The following is a 14707-nucleotide window of genomic DNA, read 5'->3' as shown; positions in this document are numbered from 1 at the left end:
GCGTGGTGTCGTCTCCTGCTGTCGGCGCGCTACAGCCCGGCCACCAGCGAAGTGTTCAAGGCCTGGATCGAAGCGCAGTTCGTCGCTGGCGCGCCCGGGGAGTCTGGCACCAGCTGGCCGCTCCGCCTCACTGCCCCGCCTCGGCCAGCAACCAGTCGCGGAACGCCCTCACCTTGGGCAATTCGGCACACTCCGGGCGATAGACCACGTAATACGCCTGGGTCAGCGGGCAAGCCGGGCCCCGGTCGGCGAAGGGGCGGATCAGCCGCCCGGCCGCCAGGTCGTCGCGCACCATCACGCTGCGCGCCAGCGCCAGCCCCTGCCCCTCCATCGCCGCCTGCAGCACCGCCGCCGAATTGTTGATGCGCAGGCCATGGCTCGCCTGCACCTGCGCATAGCCCGCCGCATCCAGCCAGCGGCGCCAGGTCGGGAAATCCGGGTCGTGGGCCATCGACAGATCGTGGATCAGCGTGGCTCGCTCCAGCGCAAGAGCCGACAGCTTGCCATTCCTGAGCAACGCGAAGTCCGGCGCGCACACCGGGAAGATCGTCTCCTCCATCAGCCGCGTTGCCGTCAGCCCTGGCCATCGCCCGCGCCCGTAGCGCACGCCGACGTCGATGCGATCTACCTGGAAGTCGACAGCTCGAGCATTGGTGTCCAGCAGTACGTCCAGTTCGGGATGCGCCTGCTGAAAACCCTCGATTCGCGGCAGCAGCCATTTCGACGCGAAGGCCGGGCTCACAGCGACCGTCAGTCCTGTGTTGACACTGGCGTCGCGCAGCCGCGACAGGCCCAGTGCCAGGCGCTCGAAGCCCTCGCGGATATCCGGCAAGGCGGCGCGCGCTACCTCGGTAAGCTGCAACCGCGCCGAGCCACTGGCGGCGCGGGTGAACAGGGCAACGCCCAGCCAGGATTCGAGGTGGCGAACCTGCTGGCCGACAGCTGCCGGAGTGACGTTCAGCTCCGCTGCCGCCGCGGAGAAACTCTGGTGCCGGGCCGCCGCTTCGAAAGCGCGCAGGGCATTCAGGTAAGCCGGGGTTGTCATCGATAGATTTTCTATGTCGATCAGGAAGAACTTGTGCGTTGTCGGCCACTTCGCCGCGATCGACAATTTACGCCACAAAGCCATCCCAAGCGACCAGCAAAAGGCTACTGAGCGCTGAACGACGGCTTCTTCCGATCACCGGCCACGGGCCACAGCGAGGACGTCCACCATGAATAGTTTTTCTAACAAGGTTGCCATCATCACCGGCGGCGGTTCAGGCATCGGCAAGGAAGTCGCACGGCGCCTCGTCGAGGCCGGCGCCAGCGTCGTCATCGGCGGCCGCGACGGCGCCAAGCTGCAAGCCGCAGCGCGTGAAATCGACCCCAGCGGCGAGCGCGTGCGCAGCCTCGCCGGCAGCATCGCCGACCCGGCCACCGCCCAGGCCCTGGTCGAACTGGCGCAGCGCGAGTTCGGTGGCCTCGACATCCTCATCAACAACGCCGGCATCTTCACGCCCAAGCCGTTCCTGGAAGTCACCCCGGAGGAATACGACGCCTTCCTCGATACCATCCTCAAGGGCAAGTTCTTCATGGCCCAGGCGGCAGCCAAGGCCATGTTGCAGCGCGGCGGCGGCGCCATCGTGCAGACCGGTTCGCTATGGGCCATCCAGGCCATCGGCGCCACGCCCTCGGCGGCCTACTCCGCGGCCAACGCCGGCGTGCATGCGCTGACCCGCAATCTGGCCATCGAGCTGGCCGGCTCGAACATCCGCATCAACACCGTGGCCCCGGCCGTGGTGGAAACGCCGGTCTACGGCACCTTCATGGATGCCGAACAGGTCAGGCAGGTATTGCCGACCTTCAATGCCTTCCACCCGCTGGGACGCAACGGCCAGCCGGGCGACGTGGCAGCAGCGATGCTGTTCCTGGCTTCCGACGAGGCCTCGTGGATCACCGGCACCGTGCTGCCAGTGGACGGCGGCGTCACCGCCGGCCGCCAGTGACCAGACGGGCGCCGCAGGGCGCCCGTTTGCCTTGCTCCGGCCTCAGACCGTGACGACTATCTTGCCCACCTGCTGGTTGGCTTCGAGGAAGCGATGCGCCTCCTGGATCTGCTCCAGCGCGAAGGTCCGCGCGATCACCGGGCTCAGCGCGCCGGACTCCAGACCCTTGACGATGAACGCCTTGGCGCGTTCCAGCGCCGCCGGGTCGGCGACGATCTCGGCGTAGAGGTAGCCCTTGAGCGTCAGGCTCTTGCCGAGCACGGTGAACAGCGGGAACGGCGTCGGTTCCGGGCTCAGTGCGCCGTACTCGAGGAGGATGCCGCCACGGGCCATGGCCTGGGTGAGCACTTCGAAACCAGGGCCACCGATCGGGTCGAACACTACGCGGGCGCCCTGCCCACCGGTCAGCGCCATGACCTTCTCGACGATATCCTCGTCATCGCTGACGATCACGTGATCGGCGCCCGCCTCCAGCAGCGCCTGCTTCTTGGCCTGGGTACGGGTCACCGCAATGGAGGTGGCACCGACCATGCGGGCGATCTGGAAGGCGGCCAGCCCCACGCTGCTCGATGCAGCGGTGACCAGCACGAACTCGCCCTTCGACAGTTTCGCCTGCTCCACCAGCGCGCCCCAGGCGGTGACGTACTGCATCCAGGATGCCGCGGCCTGTTCGAAGCTGAGATTCTGCGGGTGCTTCACCACCAGGTACGCCGGCACGTTGGCCACTTCGCCGTAGGTGCCCCAGCGGGCGATATCCAGCGGCGGGATCAGGCTTACCGCATCGCCGACCGCGACATTCCTCACGGCACTGCCCACCGCACTCACCACGCCGGCCGCCTCGTATCCCAGGCGACTGGGGAATTCGGCTTCCTGCAGATAGGCGTGGTTGCGGAACATCACTTCGGCACGGTTCAGGCCGATGGCCCTGACCGCGATCTGTACTTCATCCGGCGCCGGGGCAGGTACATCCACCGCCTCCAGTTTCAGGACGCTGGCGTCACCGTATTGGTGGATTCTGACAATGCGGGCCATGGCAAACCTCTTCTCGATCGGGGGCCGGGACGAAAGCGCCGGCCGGAATGGGAGTGTAGAAAGTCCCTGCAACGGTGCTCGACCGTCCGCGACATGGGGAGAAATCTAGGCGTTGGTCCGCTGCGGATAAAGGCCTAGGATGGGCGGACACTTGAAACGCAGGGTTTGTAATGGACCGCCTCGAACAAATGGCCGTCTTCGTCAAGGCGGTGGAGCTGGGCTCGTTCAGCGCCGCTGCCGAAGAACTGCAGCTGTCGTCGCAACTGGTAGGCAAGCAGGTGAAGATGCTCGAACAGCACCTGGGCCTGTCGCTGCTCAACCGCACCACGCGGCGCCAGAGCCTCACCGACTTTGGCCGGGCCTTCTACCAGCGCGCCAAGCTGATCCTGGCGGACATGGAGGCGGCGGAGAACCTGGCTGCGGAAACTCGTGGCACGCCCAGCGGGCGGCTGCGGATCAACGCGCCGGTGACCTTCGGCATGCGCATCCTGTCGCCACGCCTGCTGGAGTACATGGTGCGCTACCCGCAGGTGTCGGTGGACCTGACACTGGCCAACGAACTGGTGGACCTGGTCAACGACGGTTACGACGTGGTGTTCCGCATCGGCGAGCTGGCCGACAGCCGCCTCAAGGCCGTCGCCCTCGCGCCGTATCAGTTGCTGCTGTGCGCCGCCCCCGCCTACCTCGCGCGCCGCCCGGCGATCCGCACCCCCGAGGACCTGAGCCAGCACGAATGCCTGGGTTTCGCCTTTTCCGATGGCCGATCGAGCTGGACTTTCGACGGCCCGGACGGACGTATCGAAGTGCCGATTACAAGCCGTTTGACGATCAATCAAGGCGACCCGCTGCTGGCCGCCGCCATCGCCGGACTGGGCGTGGTGCTGCAGCCTCGGGAGCTGGTTGGCGAGGCGCTGCGCAACGGCACGCTGGTTCATCTGTTGCCGCAATACAGCGTGCCGGCCTCGCCGATGCACATCCTCTACGCCCCGGATCGGCGCCTGACGCCCAAGCTGCGCAGCTTCCTCGACTTCGCCAGCGCCGCTTTCGGCCGCCCGGCCTGAACCTCGCCGGGTGGCGCCGGCCTTGCCCGGGGCTGGCCAGCGGCCGCCAGGAACCGGCAGACTGTCGGCGAAGAAACTGGAGCCGCCATGGATAGCCACAGCCCGCCGACCCTGCGCACCGAGCGCCTGCTGCTGACGCCCGTGCAACTGAGCGATGCGCCGACCATCCAGCGCCTGTTCCCGCACTGGGAAGTGGTGCGCTACCTCGACCGCCGCGTGCCCTGGCCCTATCCGGCCGACGGCGCGCTGGTCTATGTGCGCGACTGGGTGCTACCGGCCATGGCCCGTGGCGAGGAATGGCACTGGATGATCCGCCTTGCCAGCACGCCGGACGACGCCATCGGCAACATCTCGCTGTTCGACCAGCCAGGCAATCACCGTGGCTTCTGGCTGGCGCCGGCCTGCCAGGGGCACGGCTACATGAGCGAGGCTTGCGATGCGGTCAATCGCTTCTGGTTCGAGACGCTGGGAAAGCCGCTGATGCAGGTGCCCAAGGCCATCGTCAACGAAGGTTCCCGGCGTATCTCCGAACGCGAGGGCATGCGCCTGGCGGGCCGCGACGAAGGCCACTTCGTCAGTGGCGTACTGCCACGGGAAACCTGGGAGCTGACGCGCGAGGAGTGGCTGGCACGCCATGCAGCCGACTGAACGGGCCTGGCAGGGCGAACTGTGGCTCGGCGCGGACTTCTGCCTCGTCGCCGGCACCACCGGGCACGCACGCGCCCACGCACACTACGCGCATCAATTGCTGATGGCTTGCGAGGGTGAGGTGAAGGCGCTGCTCGACGACCGGCCACAGCAGGCCTCGCTGCTGGTGATCGCCTCCAACCAGCGCCACGCGATCCTCGACAGCGACCAGCGCGCCGTCACCCTGTTCGCAGAGCCGCTGGCGTTCGAGCTGGCTGACCTGGAGCGCGTCTGCCGAGCAACCGGGCCGGACCTGCCAGCGCTCGCCGCGCAACTGCAAACCCTGCCCCGCCGCGAGCTCGACCCGCGCCTGGATAAAGCCCTCCGACGCATCCGCGCGCTGGATGACGGCGCCCTGCCCGCCCAGGAACTGGCCGAGACAGCCGCGCTCTCGCTGAGCCAGCTGGAGCGGCTGTTCAGCGGCACACTGGGGCTGTCGGTACGCCGCCTGGTGCTCTGGCAGCGGCTGCGCCAGGCACTGCGCCTCGCGATGGCCGGCGACAGCCTGACCAGCGCTGCCATCGCCGCCGGCTTCGCCGACTCCGCGCACTTCTCGCGCAGCGTGCGCAGCCAGTTCGGCATTCGCGCCGACCTGACGCTGCGCCAACTGAAGCTGCGGCTAATCGACTAGCGCGCGGCGCAGCTCTGCCGGCAATGGTGCCGGCGGATGCGCTGCATCGGAGCGGCGAAACGGCTCGGCGATCTGCTCCAGGTAGGCGGCCGGGTAATCGGGCCGATCACCGATGCCCAGGTCATCCTCCGCCAGTTCATAGTCCGGCAGGTACAGCGCGGTGCCCAGCAGGCGATCCCAGAAGCTGAAGAACAGCGCGAAGTTCACATCCCCCGTGGTGCCGTACTTCAGGTGATGCAGGCGGTGCAGCGGCGCCCAGGCGAACACATGGCGCAGCGCGCCGATGCGCATATCCACGTTGCTGTGCTGCAGCAGCAACTGGATCGCGATGGCGAACGCCAGCAGCGCCGCAACCTCCACTGGAATACCCAGCAACAGCAGCGGCAGCGTGCCGCCCAGGGCTTCGAGCATCTGGTGCAGCGGGTGCTTCATCAGGCCGTTGAAGCCGTACATGCGCGTCACGCTGTGGTGCACCGCGTGCAGACGCCAGAGCAGCGCGGAACGGTGGCTGGCGTAGTGCACCAGAGTGATGCCGAAGTCAGCGATCAGCAGCGCCACCAGCAGTTGCAGCGCCAGCGGCCAATCCGTCGGCCACAGTTCGACGTGCGGCAGCCACAGGGCCAGCAATGGAATCGCTGCAATGCCCAGGGCGTTCAGCGTCTCGTTGACCAACGCATGGATGAGGTCGCGTGCGCCATCGCCGTGACTCTCATTCCAGCCCGCTCGATACGGCCAGAACCGCTCGGCAAGAAAGGCCAGCAGGATCGCCAGCGGCAACAGCGCCGGCAGGCAGAGCAGCGATACGCCTTCACCGACCAGGTACAGGGCCAGGCCGATGAAGCCGAAGAACAACGCGGGGGCGTAGAGGTGTCGCATGGGGCAGCTCCGGTGCAATGGGAGTCGCCAGTGTTCCCGTTGCCGCGTCACCGGCGCTTGAACAATCCGCGCATCTCGCCAGCTCAGCGCCGCCAGGCACACCCCAGCGCACTGAGCGCTAGAATCAGTGCCGCTCCGGCGTAGGCCCAGATCGCCGGCACCTGCGGCAGCAGCACGCCGGCAAGGATCGGTCCGAGCCCGGCGCCGATGTCACGCCAGACCGCATTGCCGGCCAGCGCCTGGATGCGCGCCTGCGGGTTGCGCTGCGCCACCAGCGTGACCACCAGCGGCAGTTGCAACGCGCGCAACACCAGCACGAAGAAGGCGCCGACGAACAGCCAGTAGCTGCCGAACATCAGCAGCGCCAGCGAGGTGGCCAGCGACAGGATCACCAGCATGCGCAGCGCGCCGAAGCGGTCCGCCAGGCGCCCGCCGAAGGGGCTGAAGAGCATCTCGCTGAGATAACGCACCGCCATCAGGATGCCTGCCACCAGCACGCCGGTGCCGCCCAGGTGGGTCTGCGCGTAGAGCGACAGGCCGAAGATGAACAGGCCGTCCAGGGTCACGCCTTCGATGAACGACCAGGTGGCGATGCTGTCCGGCAGGCGCAGGCGGCGACCACTGCTGACGGGAATCTCGTGCCCCGTGGCCGGCAGCGCGCGGGCACGCCAGAGGCCGCACAGGGCGGCCACGCAGAGCACGAAGAACACGCTGCGCGGCCCGAAGGCCTGGGCCATCACCGCCCCCAGCGGCAGGGCCAGCATCGGCCCGATGGACAAGGTCGCCCGCGAACGGCCGGCGCGCCGCGCGGCGCCTTGCGCTTCAGCGGTGGCGAGGGTCTGGGTGCTGAGGTTGAAGGTGGCGAAACACAGGCCCCAGACCAGGCGAAACACCAGCAGTACGGCAAACCCGGAGAGCGTTGCCGAGGCCAGCGCGCAGAACGCCGTGGCGAACGCTGCGAGGCTGCAGGCGGCGCGGTCACCATGGCGCGCGTAGAAGCGCACCACCCAGCCATAACCGACGATGCGTACCAGGCGGTTGGCCGCCAGCAGGATGCCCGCTTCCACCAGGGTGACGCCGAAGTCCGCCGCGTACATCGGCAGCAGCAGGTAGAGCAGCACGTCGGCGGGCAGGCACAGGCCGAGCACCTGGGCGGAGTTGCGCGAATCTCGATCGGCGCGGCGCAGTGGCGCCTGCTCGGCAGCGGACGACATGACAGTCTCGTGACGGCGACGGGGGCCGCAGGATAACCCGGCCCCCGGCCCGCAAGACAAGCCTTACGCCCGCCCCGGCGGCCGTGCTATCGCGCGAGTGTGCGCAGGAAGGAGGCGATCACCTGGCTGCTGCGGCGCTCGGCCAGGTAGTACAGGTAGGTCTCGGTGAACACCGGGTCGCCGATGATGCGGATGGCCTTCAGGCGCGGATCGGCGATGTACTCCGCCTCGGACACCACGCCGATGCCGATGCCACGGATCACCGCCTCGCGCAGCGCCTCGCGGCTGCCGATCTCCATGGCAATGCGCGGGGTGACGTCCGCCGCTTCCAGCACCCGTTCCAGGGCCACGCGAGTGGTCGAGCCCTGCTCGCGGCGCAGCAGCGGCTGGCCCTGGAGCGCCTGCAGCGGCACCTCGTCGTGGCGGGCGAAGGGGTGTTCGGCGTGGGCGAAGAGGATCACCGGGTGCCGCGCATACAACTCGGCGACGAAGGCCGGATCGTCATGCAGCCCGGCCAGCACACCGACATCGGTCACGTAGTTCTCCAGGTCGGCGAGCACCGACGCCGAGTTGCCGATGCGGATCGACACGTCGATCTGCGGATAGTCGCGGCGATAGCGGTCGACCATCTCGATCACATGGAACGGCCCCACCGCGCCGACCTTCAGCTGACCGCGATTGAGCTGGCCGGAATCGCGCAACAGGTTGGTCGCCTCGGATTCGAGCATCGACATCTGCTGGGCGATGGGCAGCAACGCGCGACCCACGGCGGTCAGCTCGATGCGCCGGCCACGGCGATGGAACAGCTCGACATTGAATTCGCGCTCCAGGCCCTGGATCTGCGTGGTCGCCGTTGGCTGGCTGAGACCGATGGCCCGGGCTCCGGCACTGAAGCTGGCGTGGCGGGCAACGGCAAGGAAGGTGCGCAGGCGGGCGCTGGACATCCATAGCTCCTATCAATGGATTTGCGTGCAAACCCATATTGATTTGATGGCGTGACTGTCACATGACAGCCCTAGCTTTGGCGCTACCGAACACAACCTCCGGGTAACGCCATGACTTCGCTGACCAGACTGTTCCGCTTCGCCGTGCTGCCGCTCGCCTTCGCCTCCGCCCTGCTGTCGACCGCCCAGGCGCAGGACGCCCTCACCATCGGCCTGATCCCCTCCGAGGATTCCCAGGCCATGATCAAGAGCAGCCAGCTGGTGCTCGACCAGTTGCAGGAACGCCTGGGCATGCCGGTGAAGCCTTTCGTGGCCACCGACTACAACGGCGTGATCGAAGCCCTGCGCGCCGGCAAGCTGGACGTCGCCTACCTCGGGCCGTTCTCCTACGTGCTGGCGAACCAGGTGGCCGGCGCCAACGCCTTCGCCGTGGCGGTGACCAAGAAGACCGGCAGCAGCGCCTACCACAGCCTGATCATCGCCCGGAAGGACAGCGGCATCCGCAGTCTGGACGACCTCAAGGGTCACACCTTCGCCTTCGTCGACCCCAGCTCGGCCTCCGGCCACCTGTTCCCCAAGGCCGGTCTGGAACAATCCGGGCATGACCCCAAGGCGCTGTTCTCGCGGGTGATCTTCTCCGGCTCCCACGACGCCAGCATCCTCGCCGTGGAGAACCGCAAGGTGGATGCCGCCGCCGTGGCCGACCGCATACTCGCTGGTGCCATCAGCGCCGGTCAGGTGCAGCAGGACGACTTCCAGGTCGTCTGGAAATCCGACGACATCCCCGAGTCGCCCATGGTCTGGCGCAAGAACCTCGACCCGGAACTGCAGAAGAAACTGGTCGCCGCGTTCGCCTCGATCAAGGACGTGCCGTGGGGCGACCAGGGCATGCTCAACGGCTTCCAGCCGACCAACGACGCCGCCTACAACGTCGTACGCGACACCGCCAAGGTGCTCGACCTCGACCTGCGGAGCCTGAAATGATCCGCGTCGCCCAACTGACCAAGGGCTACGGCGACAACCCGGTGCTGCGCGGGATCGATCTGCGCATCGAGGCCGGCGAGTTCGTGGTGATCCTCGGCCAGTCCGGCGCCGGCAAGTCCACCCTGCTGCGCTGCATGAACCGCCTGGCGAAGGCCGACAGCGGCACGCTGCAGGTCGCCGGGGTCGATGCGCTGCTACCCCGCGACCAGCGTGAACTGCGCCGCCGGGTGGCGATGATCTTCCAGCACCACAACGTGGTGCCGCGCCTGTCGGTGCTGAAGAACGTGCTCACCGGGCGCCTGGGCTGCGTCGGCAGCCTCGCCTCGGTGCTGCAACTGTTCAGCCGTGAAGACATCGCCCTGGCCCGCGAATGCCTGCGCCGGGTGGAACTGGAACACAAGGCCGATGCGCGCACCGATTCGCTGTCCGGCGGGCAGATGCAGCGCGTCGGCATTGCCCGAGCGCTGGCCCAGCGGCCGCAGGTGATCCTCGCCGACGAACCGGTGGCGAGCCTCGACCCGAAGACCGCGCAACTGGTCATGCACTACCTGCGCGAGGCCACCCGCACCCTGGGCATTACCGTGGTGTGCAACCTGCACCAGGTGGACCTGGCGCGCGAGTTCGGCGACCGCATCATCGGCCTGGCCAACGGCTGCGTGGTCTTCGACGGCAGCGCCGGGGAACTGGATGATTCGGCCCTGCAGCGGATCTACCAGCAACGCCCAAGCGGCGAGGCGACCGCCTACCAGGCGGCGGCTCGCGCGGTGTACACCAGCGGCACAGGAGTCGGCGCATGAACCTGCGAAGCCATCAGTGGATGGTCGAGACGCCACACAGCAAGCGCGGTTGGCTGACCACCGGCGCCGCCGTACTGGCGGTGCTCTACCTGCTGCACTGGAGCGCCGAGGGCGCGCAACTGAGCTGGAGCGAACTGGCCAGCGGCCTGCCGCAGATCGGCGACTTCCTCAGCCGCTCGCTGCCGCCGGACCTGAGCATCCTCCCCAGCCTCTGGCGCCCGGCGCTGGAAACCCTGCAGATCGCCCTCTGGGGCACGCTGCTGGGCATCGTCCTGGCGGTGCCGCTGGGCTTCCTCGCCGCGCGCAACCTGCACGGCAACCGCTGGCTGTACCTGGGCACGCGACAATTGCTCAACGTCATCCGCAGCATCAACGAGCTGATCCTCGCCCTGGTGTTCGTCTCGGCGGTCGGCCTCGGCCCCTTCCCCGGCGTGCTGGCCCTGGCGCTGCACGGCGTGGGCATGCTCGGCAAGTTCTTCGCCGAGAGCATCGAGGAAATCGACCAGGGCCCCATCGAAGCCTTGCAGGCCACCGGCGCGCGGCCGTTGCAGGTGATCGCCTTCGGTGTGCTGCCGCAGGTGATCACCGCCTGGATCGCCGTGGTGCTCTACCGCTTCGAGGTCAACCTGCGCTCGGCCACCGTGCTCGGCATGGTCGGCGCCGGCGGCCTGGGCTTCGAGCTGGTGAGCAGCCTGAAGCTGTTCAAGTACCCGGAAACCGCCACCTGCATCCTCGTCATCACCGTCATGGTGGTGCTCGCCGACATGCTCTCCAACCGCCTGCGCCACGCCATCCAGGGCAACGGCCGGCACTGATCCACCCTCCCTCTTCAACCCTGCCGCGTGCGCCCTCCTGGGCGCGCGCCGGGCAGGCTCATGCCTGGAGTTTTGCCAGATGTCCGCACCCGCCGTTATCGGTCAGGCCGATGCCCACCTGCGATCAATCGATTGGAACGAAAACCACGAGGCCCCGAGCATGGCCGCAGATTCAAACAACAACAAGGAACTGCCCATGCCTGCCCGATTCCATAATCCGGTCGCCACCGTTTTCGGCGGCGGCAGCCTCGAGCGCATCGCCGAGCTGTGCGACGGCAAGGTCGCCCTGGTGACCTTCCCCGAAGCCGCGCAACTGGGGCTGATCGAGCGCGTCCGCCACCTGCTCGGCGAACGCCTCGCCTACGTCATCGACGACGTGCAACCCAACCCCGATGTGGCCTGGCTGCGCAATGTGCACGAGCGCTTCTGGCGTGAAGCGGGCGACTGCAGCACGGTATTCGCCCTCGGCGGCGGCAGCGCCATCGACACCGCCAAGGCGCTGATCGTCGGCACCGGGTCCGGGCGCTTCGACGAACTGCTCGACCTGCTGGCCGCCGGCAAGCCTTTCGTCCCGGCACGGCACAAGGCATTGGTCGCCGCGCCGACCACCGCCGGCACCGGCAGCGAAGTGACGCCCTGGGCGACCATCTGGGACGCGCAGCAGCAGAAGAAATACTCCCTGCACCTGGACTGCACCTGGCCGCAGGTGGCGCTGGTCGACCCGGACCTGATGCTCAGCGTGCCCGCCGGGGTCACCGTTTCCACCGGGCTGGACGCGTTGTCCCACGCGCTGGAATCGATCTGGAACCACAACGCCAACCCGATCTCCGACACCTTCGCCATCTCCGCCATCGAGGACATCCTCGACTGCCTGCCGCGCCTGCAACAGGACCTCGGCAACCGCGAGCTGCGCTCGCGCATGGCGCTGGCCGCGCTGAAGGCCGGCATGGCCTTCTCCAACACCAAGACCGCGCTGGCCCACTCCATCTCCTACGAGATGACCCTGCGCCACGGCCTGCCCCATGGCATCGCCTGCTCGTTCACCCTGCCGCTGGTGCTGGGCCTCGCCTGGGGCCGCGACGCCGACCGCGACCGCGTGCTGCAGCGCGTCTTCGGCAACGACCTGAAGGGCGCACAGCAGCGCCTGCGTGAATTCCTCCATCGCCTCGGAGTCAAGACCGAGTTCGGCGATTACGGCGTGACGTCCGCCGAGGCCGAAGCGATGATCGACTTCGCCATGCAGGGCGCACGCGGCCGCAACTTCATCGGCTCGCAAGCCGCCTGACGCCGTCCTTCACCGGGCGGCCCTGGCTGCCGCCTTTTCCTGTTGCACCGAACAAGAGTGCCGACACGCCGAGCCTTGCGCCGGCGCGAGCGAACAAGAAGGAAAACCGCCATGAACCGTGCACAAACCCTGCCTGGCCTTGAGTCATCCGTGTCGCCCTTCCGCGTGGCGCAGTGGCGCATGCTGCTCGCCGCGATGTTCTGCTACCTGTTCTTCTATACCGGCCGCCAGACCTTCGGCTTTGCCATCCCCGGTATCCAGGCCGAGTTCGGCCTGAGCAAGGAAACCCTCGGCTGGGCCTCCAGCGCCATGCTCTGGATGTACGCCATCGGCCAGGCCATCAACGGCAACCTCGCCGACAAGTTCGGCGGCCGGCGCATCATGAGCCTGGGCGCGGTGCTGTCCTGCGGCGCCAACTGGGTCACCAGTTTCGCCGGCGGCTTCGGCAGCCTGATCCTGCCGTGGGGCATCAACGGCTACTTCCAGGCGCTGGGCTGGGCGCCGGGCAGCCGCCTGCTGTCGAACTGGTGGAGCGCCGCCGAGCGCGGCAAGGTCTACGGCTTCTACGTGTTCGCCGCCGGCTGCGCCTCGGTGCTGTCGTACGTCACCTCGGTAGTGGTGATCGACGTGTTGCACTTGGAGTGGCGCTGGATCTTCCGCCTGCCGGTGCTGCTGATGCTCGCCGGCGGCATCGTGTTCTACCTGGTGGCGCGGGAACGCCCGCAGGACATGGGCTTCGAGCCGCTGGCCGACACCGGCGTGGCGAATGCCGAGGACCGCTCCAGCGAAGCGGCCCACGGTGAAGAGGAAACCTCGACGCAGCGCTACCTGGCGGTGCTGAAGAACCCGCGCCTGCTGGTCGCCGCGCTGTCCCTGGGCTTCCAGAACGCCGCGCGCTACGGGCTGATCGTCTGGGTGCCGGTGCACTTCCTCGGCGCCGACTGGCAGAAGGGCCAGAGCTTCATCGACCCGAAGTGGATCACCATCGCCCTGCCCGTCGGCATGGCCGTCGGCGCACTGAGCAACGGCTGGGTCTCCGACCGCCTGTTCGGCAGCAAGCGCTACCGGGCGATCATGCTCTACATGGTGCTCGGCGCGCTCACCAGTCTGTGGATGTGGAGCCTGCCGGCGCACAGCAGCATCGGCCTGCTCGCGCTGTTCCTCTGCGGCTTCTTCGTCTACGGCCCGGCGTCGAGCTTCTGGGCGCTCTGCCCGGACCTGGTCGGCGCGCGCCGCGCCGGTACCGCCACCGGGATCATGAACTTCTCCTCCTACCTCTTCGCGGGTCTGGCCGAACCCCTGATCGGTCGCATGCTGGACACCACGGGCAATACTTCACTGATCTTCATCGTGGTCACCACGGCCTGCGTGTGCAGCGCGGTGGTCGCCCTGTTCGTCCGGCGCTGAGGGCACGGCCATGCGCCTAGCCTTCCTCACAGAGAGACCTCATGTACCAGTACCACAAGTGGTTGCGCTCCTTTCACGCCGTGGCCCGCACCGGCAGCTTCACCCAGGCCGCGGCGCTGCTCAGCGTCGGCCAGCCGACCATCAGCGAGCAGGTCAGCGGCCTGGAGAAGCGCTTTTCGGTGGAGCTGTTCCATCGACGCGGACGCTTCATCGAGCTGAGCCCGGCCGGCGAGCAGCTCTACGCGATCACCCAGGGCCTGTTCGGCCAGGAGGACGAAGCCTTGCAACTGCTGCAGAGTTTCCAGCAGCGCAAGCAGGGCATGTTGCGCATCGGCGCGGTGTCGCCGCCGATCGCCATGAGCCTGACCTACGCGCTGATGCAGCGTTACCCGCACATCGAGCTGGAGACCTCGTTCACCAGCGAGGCCGGCACCCTGGAGCGGCTGTACAACTTCGATATCGACGTGGCGATCCTCGCCCTCTCGGAGTTCGACCAGCGCCTGAGCACGCAGCTCTACCGCACCTGCCCGATCCTCGCGGTGGTGCGCGACGACCACCCCTGGGCGCAGCAGGCATCGGTCAGCGTGCAGGAGATCGCCAGCCAGCGCGTGGTGTTGCGCGAACCGGCCTCGCGCACCCGCCAGCTGGTCGAGGAAGGCTGCCGCCGACATGGCGTGGAGCTGGACTGCGCGATGCAGCTGAACAGCCGCGAGGCCATCGTCCATGCGGTGGTACACGGCATCGGCGTGGGCTTCGTCTCGGCGGTGGAATACGCCGACCGGCCCGGCACGCGCTCCATCGCCTTCGTCGAGGAGCCGTTCCACATCGACTACTACCTGTGCTGCCTGGGCATCCGCCGCAAGCGGCCGATCATCACCGAGCTGTTCGACTCCACGGCCTGATTCTCGGCCCGAATACCCCGTGACACCGCGAGCCTGCCATGACGCCAGGCGGGCCGCGCTCATCCCGCTTTTCACCAGGAATCC

15 protein-coding genes are annotated in these 14707 nt (G+C 67.7%); 10 read left to right on the top strand and 5 right to left on the bottom strand.

The features are described from left to right. Positions 1-127 precede the first annotated feature (127 nt). Positions 128-1045, bottom strand: a complete 918-nt coding sequence (gcvA, locus tag N5C91_RS20930) for a transcriptional regulator GcvA (RefSeq protein ID WP_279831838.1) — start codon at positions 1043-1045, stop codon at positions 128-130. Between the two features lie 169 nt (positions 1046-1214). Between gcvA and N5C91_RS20925 the strand changes: the two genes are divergently transcribed. Continuing rightward, positions 1215-1988: an SDR family NAD(P)-dependent oxidoreductase gene (locus tag N5C91_RS20925; RefSeq protein ID WP_279831736.1), complete on the top strand. Its 774-nt coding sequence runs from the start codon at positions 1215-1217 to the stop codon at positions 1986-1988. Positions 1989-2030: 42 nt separating this feature from the next. Here the strand turns inward: N5C91_RS20925 and N5C91_RS20920 are convergent, their stop codons facing one another. Next, entirely contained in the window at positions 2031-3020 is a 990-nt protein-coding gene (locus N5C91_RS20920) for a zinc-dependent alcohol dehydrogenase family protein (RefSeq protein WP_279831734.1), read from the bottom strand. A 170-nt stretch (positions 3021-3190) separates the two neighbouring features. Here N5C91_RS20920 and N5C91_RS20915 point away from each other — a divergent pair, with 170 nt between their 5' ends. From N5C91_RS20915 to N5C91_RS20905, 3 genes are all read left to right on the top strand, one after another. Continuing rightward, positions 3191-4081, top strand: coding sequence for a LysR family transcriptional regulator (locus N5C91_RS20915; protein WP_279831732.1), 891 nt, complete (start codon positions 3191-3193; stop codon positions 4079-4081). Positions 4082-4168: 87 nt separating this feature from the next. Then, positions 4169-4729: a GNAT family N-acetyltransferase gene (locus N5C91_RS20910; protein WP_279831730.1), complete on the top strand. Its 561-nt coding sequence runs from the start codon at positions 4169-4171 to the stop codon at positions 4727-4729. Next, positions 4716-5399: an AraC family transcriptional regulator gene (locus N5C91_RS20905; RefSeq protein WP_279831728.1), complete on the top strand. Its 684-nt coding sequence runs from the start codon at positions 4716-4718 to the stop codon at positions 5397-5399. Before N5C91_RS20910 ends, N5C91_RS20905 begins: the two co-directional genes overlap by 14 nt. Here the strand turns inward: N5C91_RS20905 and N5C91_RS20900 are convergent. From N5C91_RS20900 to N5C91_RS20890, 3 genes are all read right to left on the bottom strand, one after another. Further along, entirely contained in the window at positions 5388-6275 is an 888-nt protein-coding gene (locus N5C91_RS20900; RefSeq protein WP_279831727.1) for a sterol desaturase family protein, read from the bottom strand. The genes N5C91_RS20905 and N5C91_RS20900 overlap by 12 nt on opposite strands. A gap of 83 nt (positions 6276-6358) precedes the next feature. Continuing rightward, complete coding sequence (locus tag N5C91_RS20895) at positions 6359-7489, bottom strand: MFS transporter (RefSeq protein ID WP_236170683.1); 1131 nt, start codon at positions 7487-7489, stop codon at positions 6359-6361. 86 nt (positions 7490-7575) lie between these two features. Then, positions 7576-8433, bottom strand: coding sequence for a LysR substrate-binding domain-containing protein (locus tag N5C91_RS20890; protein ID WP_279831724.1), 858 nt, complete (start codon positions 8431-8433; stop codon positions 7576-7578). Between the two features lie 111 nt (positions 8434-8544). Between N5C91_RS20890 and phnD the strand changes: the two genes are divergently transcribed. From phnD to N5C91_RS20860, 6 genes are all read left to right on the top strand, one after another. Then, the gene (phnD, locus tag N5C91_RS20885) at positions 8545-9417 is read left to right on the top strand and encodes a phosphonate ABC transporter substrate-binding protein (RefSeq protein ID WP_279831723.1); all 873 of its coding nucleotides are present in this window, start codon (positions 8545-8547) and stop codon (positions 9415-9417) included. Next, positions 9414-10214, top strand: a complete 801-nt coding sequence (gene phnC, locus N5C91_RS20880) for a phosphonate ABC transporter ATP-binding protein (RefSeq protein WP_279831722.1) — start codon at positions 9414-9416, stop codon at positions 10212-10214. The genes phnD and phnC overlap by 4 nt, the downstream gene beginning before the upstream one ends. Next, the gene (phnE, locus tag N5C91_RS20875; protein ID WP_279831721.1) at positions 10211-11029 is read left to right on the top strand and encodes a phosphonate ABC transporter, permease protein PhnE; all 819 of its coding nucleotides are present in this window, start codon (positions 10211-10213) and stop codon (positions 11027-11029) included. The genes phnC and phnE overlap by 4 nt, the downstream gene beginning before the upstream one ends. A 196-nt stretch (positions 11030-11225) precedes the next feature. Next, entirely contained in the window at positions 11226-12314 is a 1089-nt protein-coding gene (gene psrA, locus N5C91_RS20870) for an iron-containing alcohol dehydrogenase PsrA (RefSeq protein ID WP_279831720.1), read from the top strand. Positions 12315-12425: 111 nt separating this feature from the next. Beyond that, positions 12426-13721, top strand: a complete 1296-nt coding sequence (locus N5C91_RS20865) for an MFS transporter (protein WP_279831718.1) — start codon at positions 12426-12428, stop codon at positions 13719-13721. A gap of 41 nt (positions 13722-13762) precedes the next feature. Next, positions 13763-14623, top strand: a complete 861-nt coding sequence (locus N5C91_RS20860) for a LysR substrate-binding domain-containing protein (RefSeq protein WP_279831717.1) — start codon at positions 13763-13765, stop codon at positions 14621-14623. Positions 14624-14707: the final 84 nt, after the last annotated feature.

Origin of the sequence: Pseudomonas sp. GD03903 (genome assembly GCF_029840045.1) — a bacterium.
GTDB lineage: Bacteria > Pseudomonadota > Gammaproteobacteria > Pseudomonadales > Pseudomonadaceae > Pseudomonas > Pseudomonas pseudonitroreducens.
Note: the sequence above shows the minus strand (reverse complement) of the source record. Positions and strands in the feature narration are given on the sequence as shown.

Coding starts and splice junctions, on each gene's coding strand:
- N5C91_RS20860 (WP_279831717.1), top strand. CDS start 13,763: ATGTACCAGTACCACAAGTGGTTGCGCTCCTTTCACGCCGTGGCCCGC.
- N5C91_RS20865 (WP_279831718.1), top strand. CDS start 12,426: ATGAACCGTGCACAAACCCTGCCTGGCCTTGAGTCATCCGTGTCGCCC.
- psrA (WP_279831720.1), top strand. CDS start 11,226: ATGCCTGCCCGATTCCATAATCCGGTCGCCACCGTTTTCGGCGGCGGC.
- gcvA (WP_279831838.1), bottom strand. CDS start 1,045: ATGACAACCCCGGCTTACCTGAATGCCCTGCGCGCTTTCGAAGCGGCG.
- N5C91_RS20915 (WP_279831732.1), top strand. CDS start 3,191: ATGGACCGCCTCGAACAAATGGCCGTCTTCGTCAAGGCGGTGGAGCTG.
- N5C91_RS20920 (WP_279831734.1), bottom strand. CDS start 3,020: ATGGCCCGCATTGTCAGAATCCACCAATACGGTGACGCCAGCGTCCTG.
- phnC (WP_279831722.1), top strand. CDS start 9,414: ATGATCCGCGTCGCCCAACTGACCAAGGGCTACGGCGACAACCCGGTG.
- N5C91_RS20925 (WP_279831736.1), top strand. CDS start 1,215: ATGAATAGTTTTTCTAACAAGGTTGCCATCATCACCGGCGGCGGTTCA.
- N5C91_RS20910 (WP_279831730.1), top strand. CDS start 4,169: ATGGATAGCCACAGCCCGCCGACCCTGCGCACCGAGCGCCTGCTGCTG.
- phnD (WP_279831723.1), top strand. CDS start 8,545: ATGACTTCGCTGACCAGACTGTTCCGCTTCGCCGTGCTGCCGCTCGCC.
- phnE (WP_279831721.1), top strand. CDS start 10,211: ATGAACCTGCGAAGCCATCAGTGGATGGTCGAGACGCCACACAGCAAG.
- N5C91_RS20900 (WP_279831727.1), bottom strand. CDS start 6,275: ATGCGACACCTCTACGCCCCCGCGTTGTTCTTCGGCTTCATCGGCCTG.
- N5C91_RS20890 (WP_279831724.1), bottom strand. CDS start 8,433: ATGTCCAGCGCCCGCCTGCGCACCTTCCTTGCCGTTGCCCGCCACGCC.
- N5C91_RS20895 (WP_236170683.1), bottom strand. CDS start 7,489: ATGTCGTCCGCTGCCGAGCAGGCGCCACTGCGCCGCGCCGATCGAGAT.
- N5C91_RS20905 (WP_279831728.1), top strand. CDS start 4,716: ATGCAGCCGACTGAACGGGCCTGGCAGGGCGAACTGTGGCTCGGCGCG.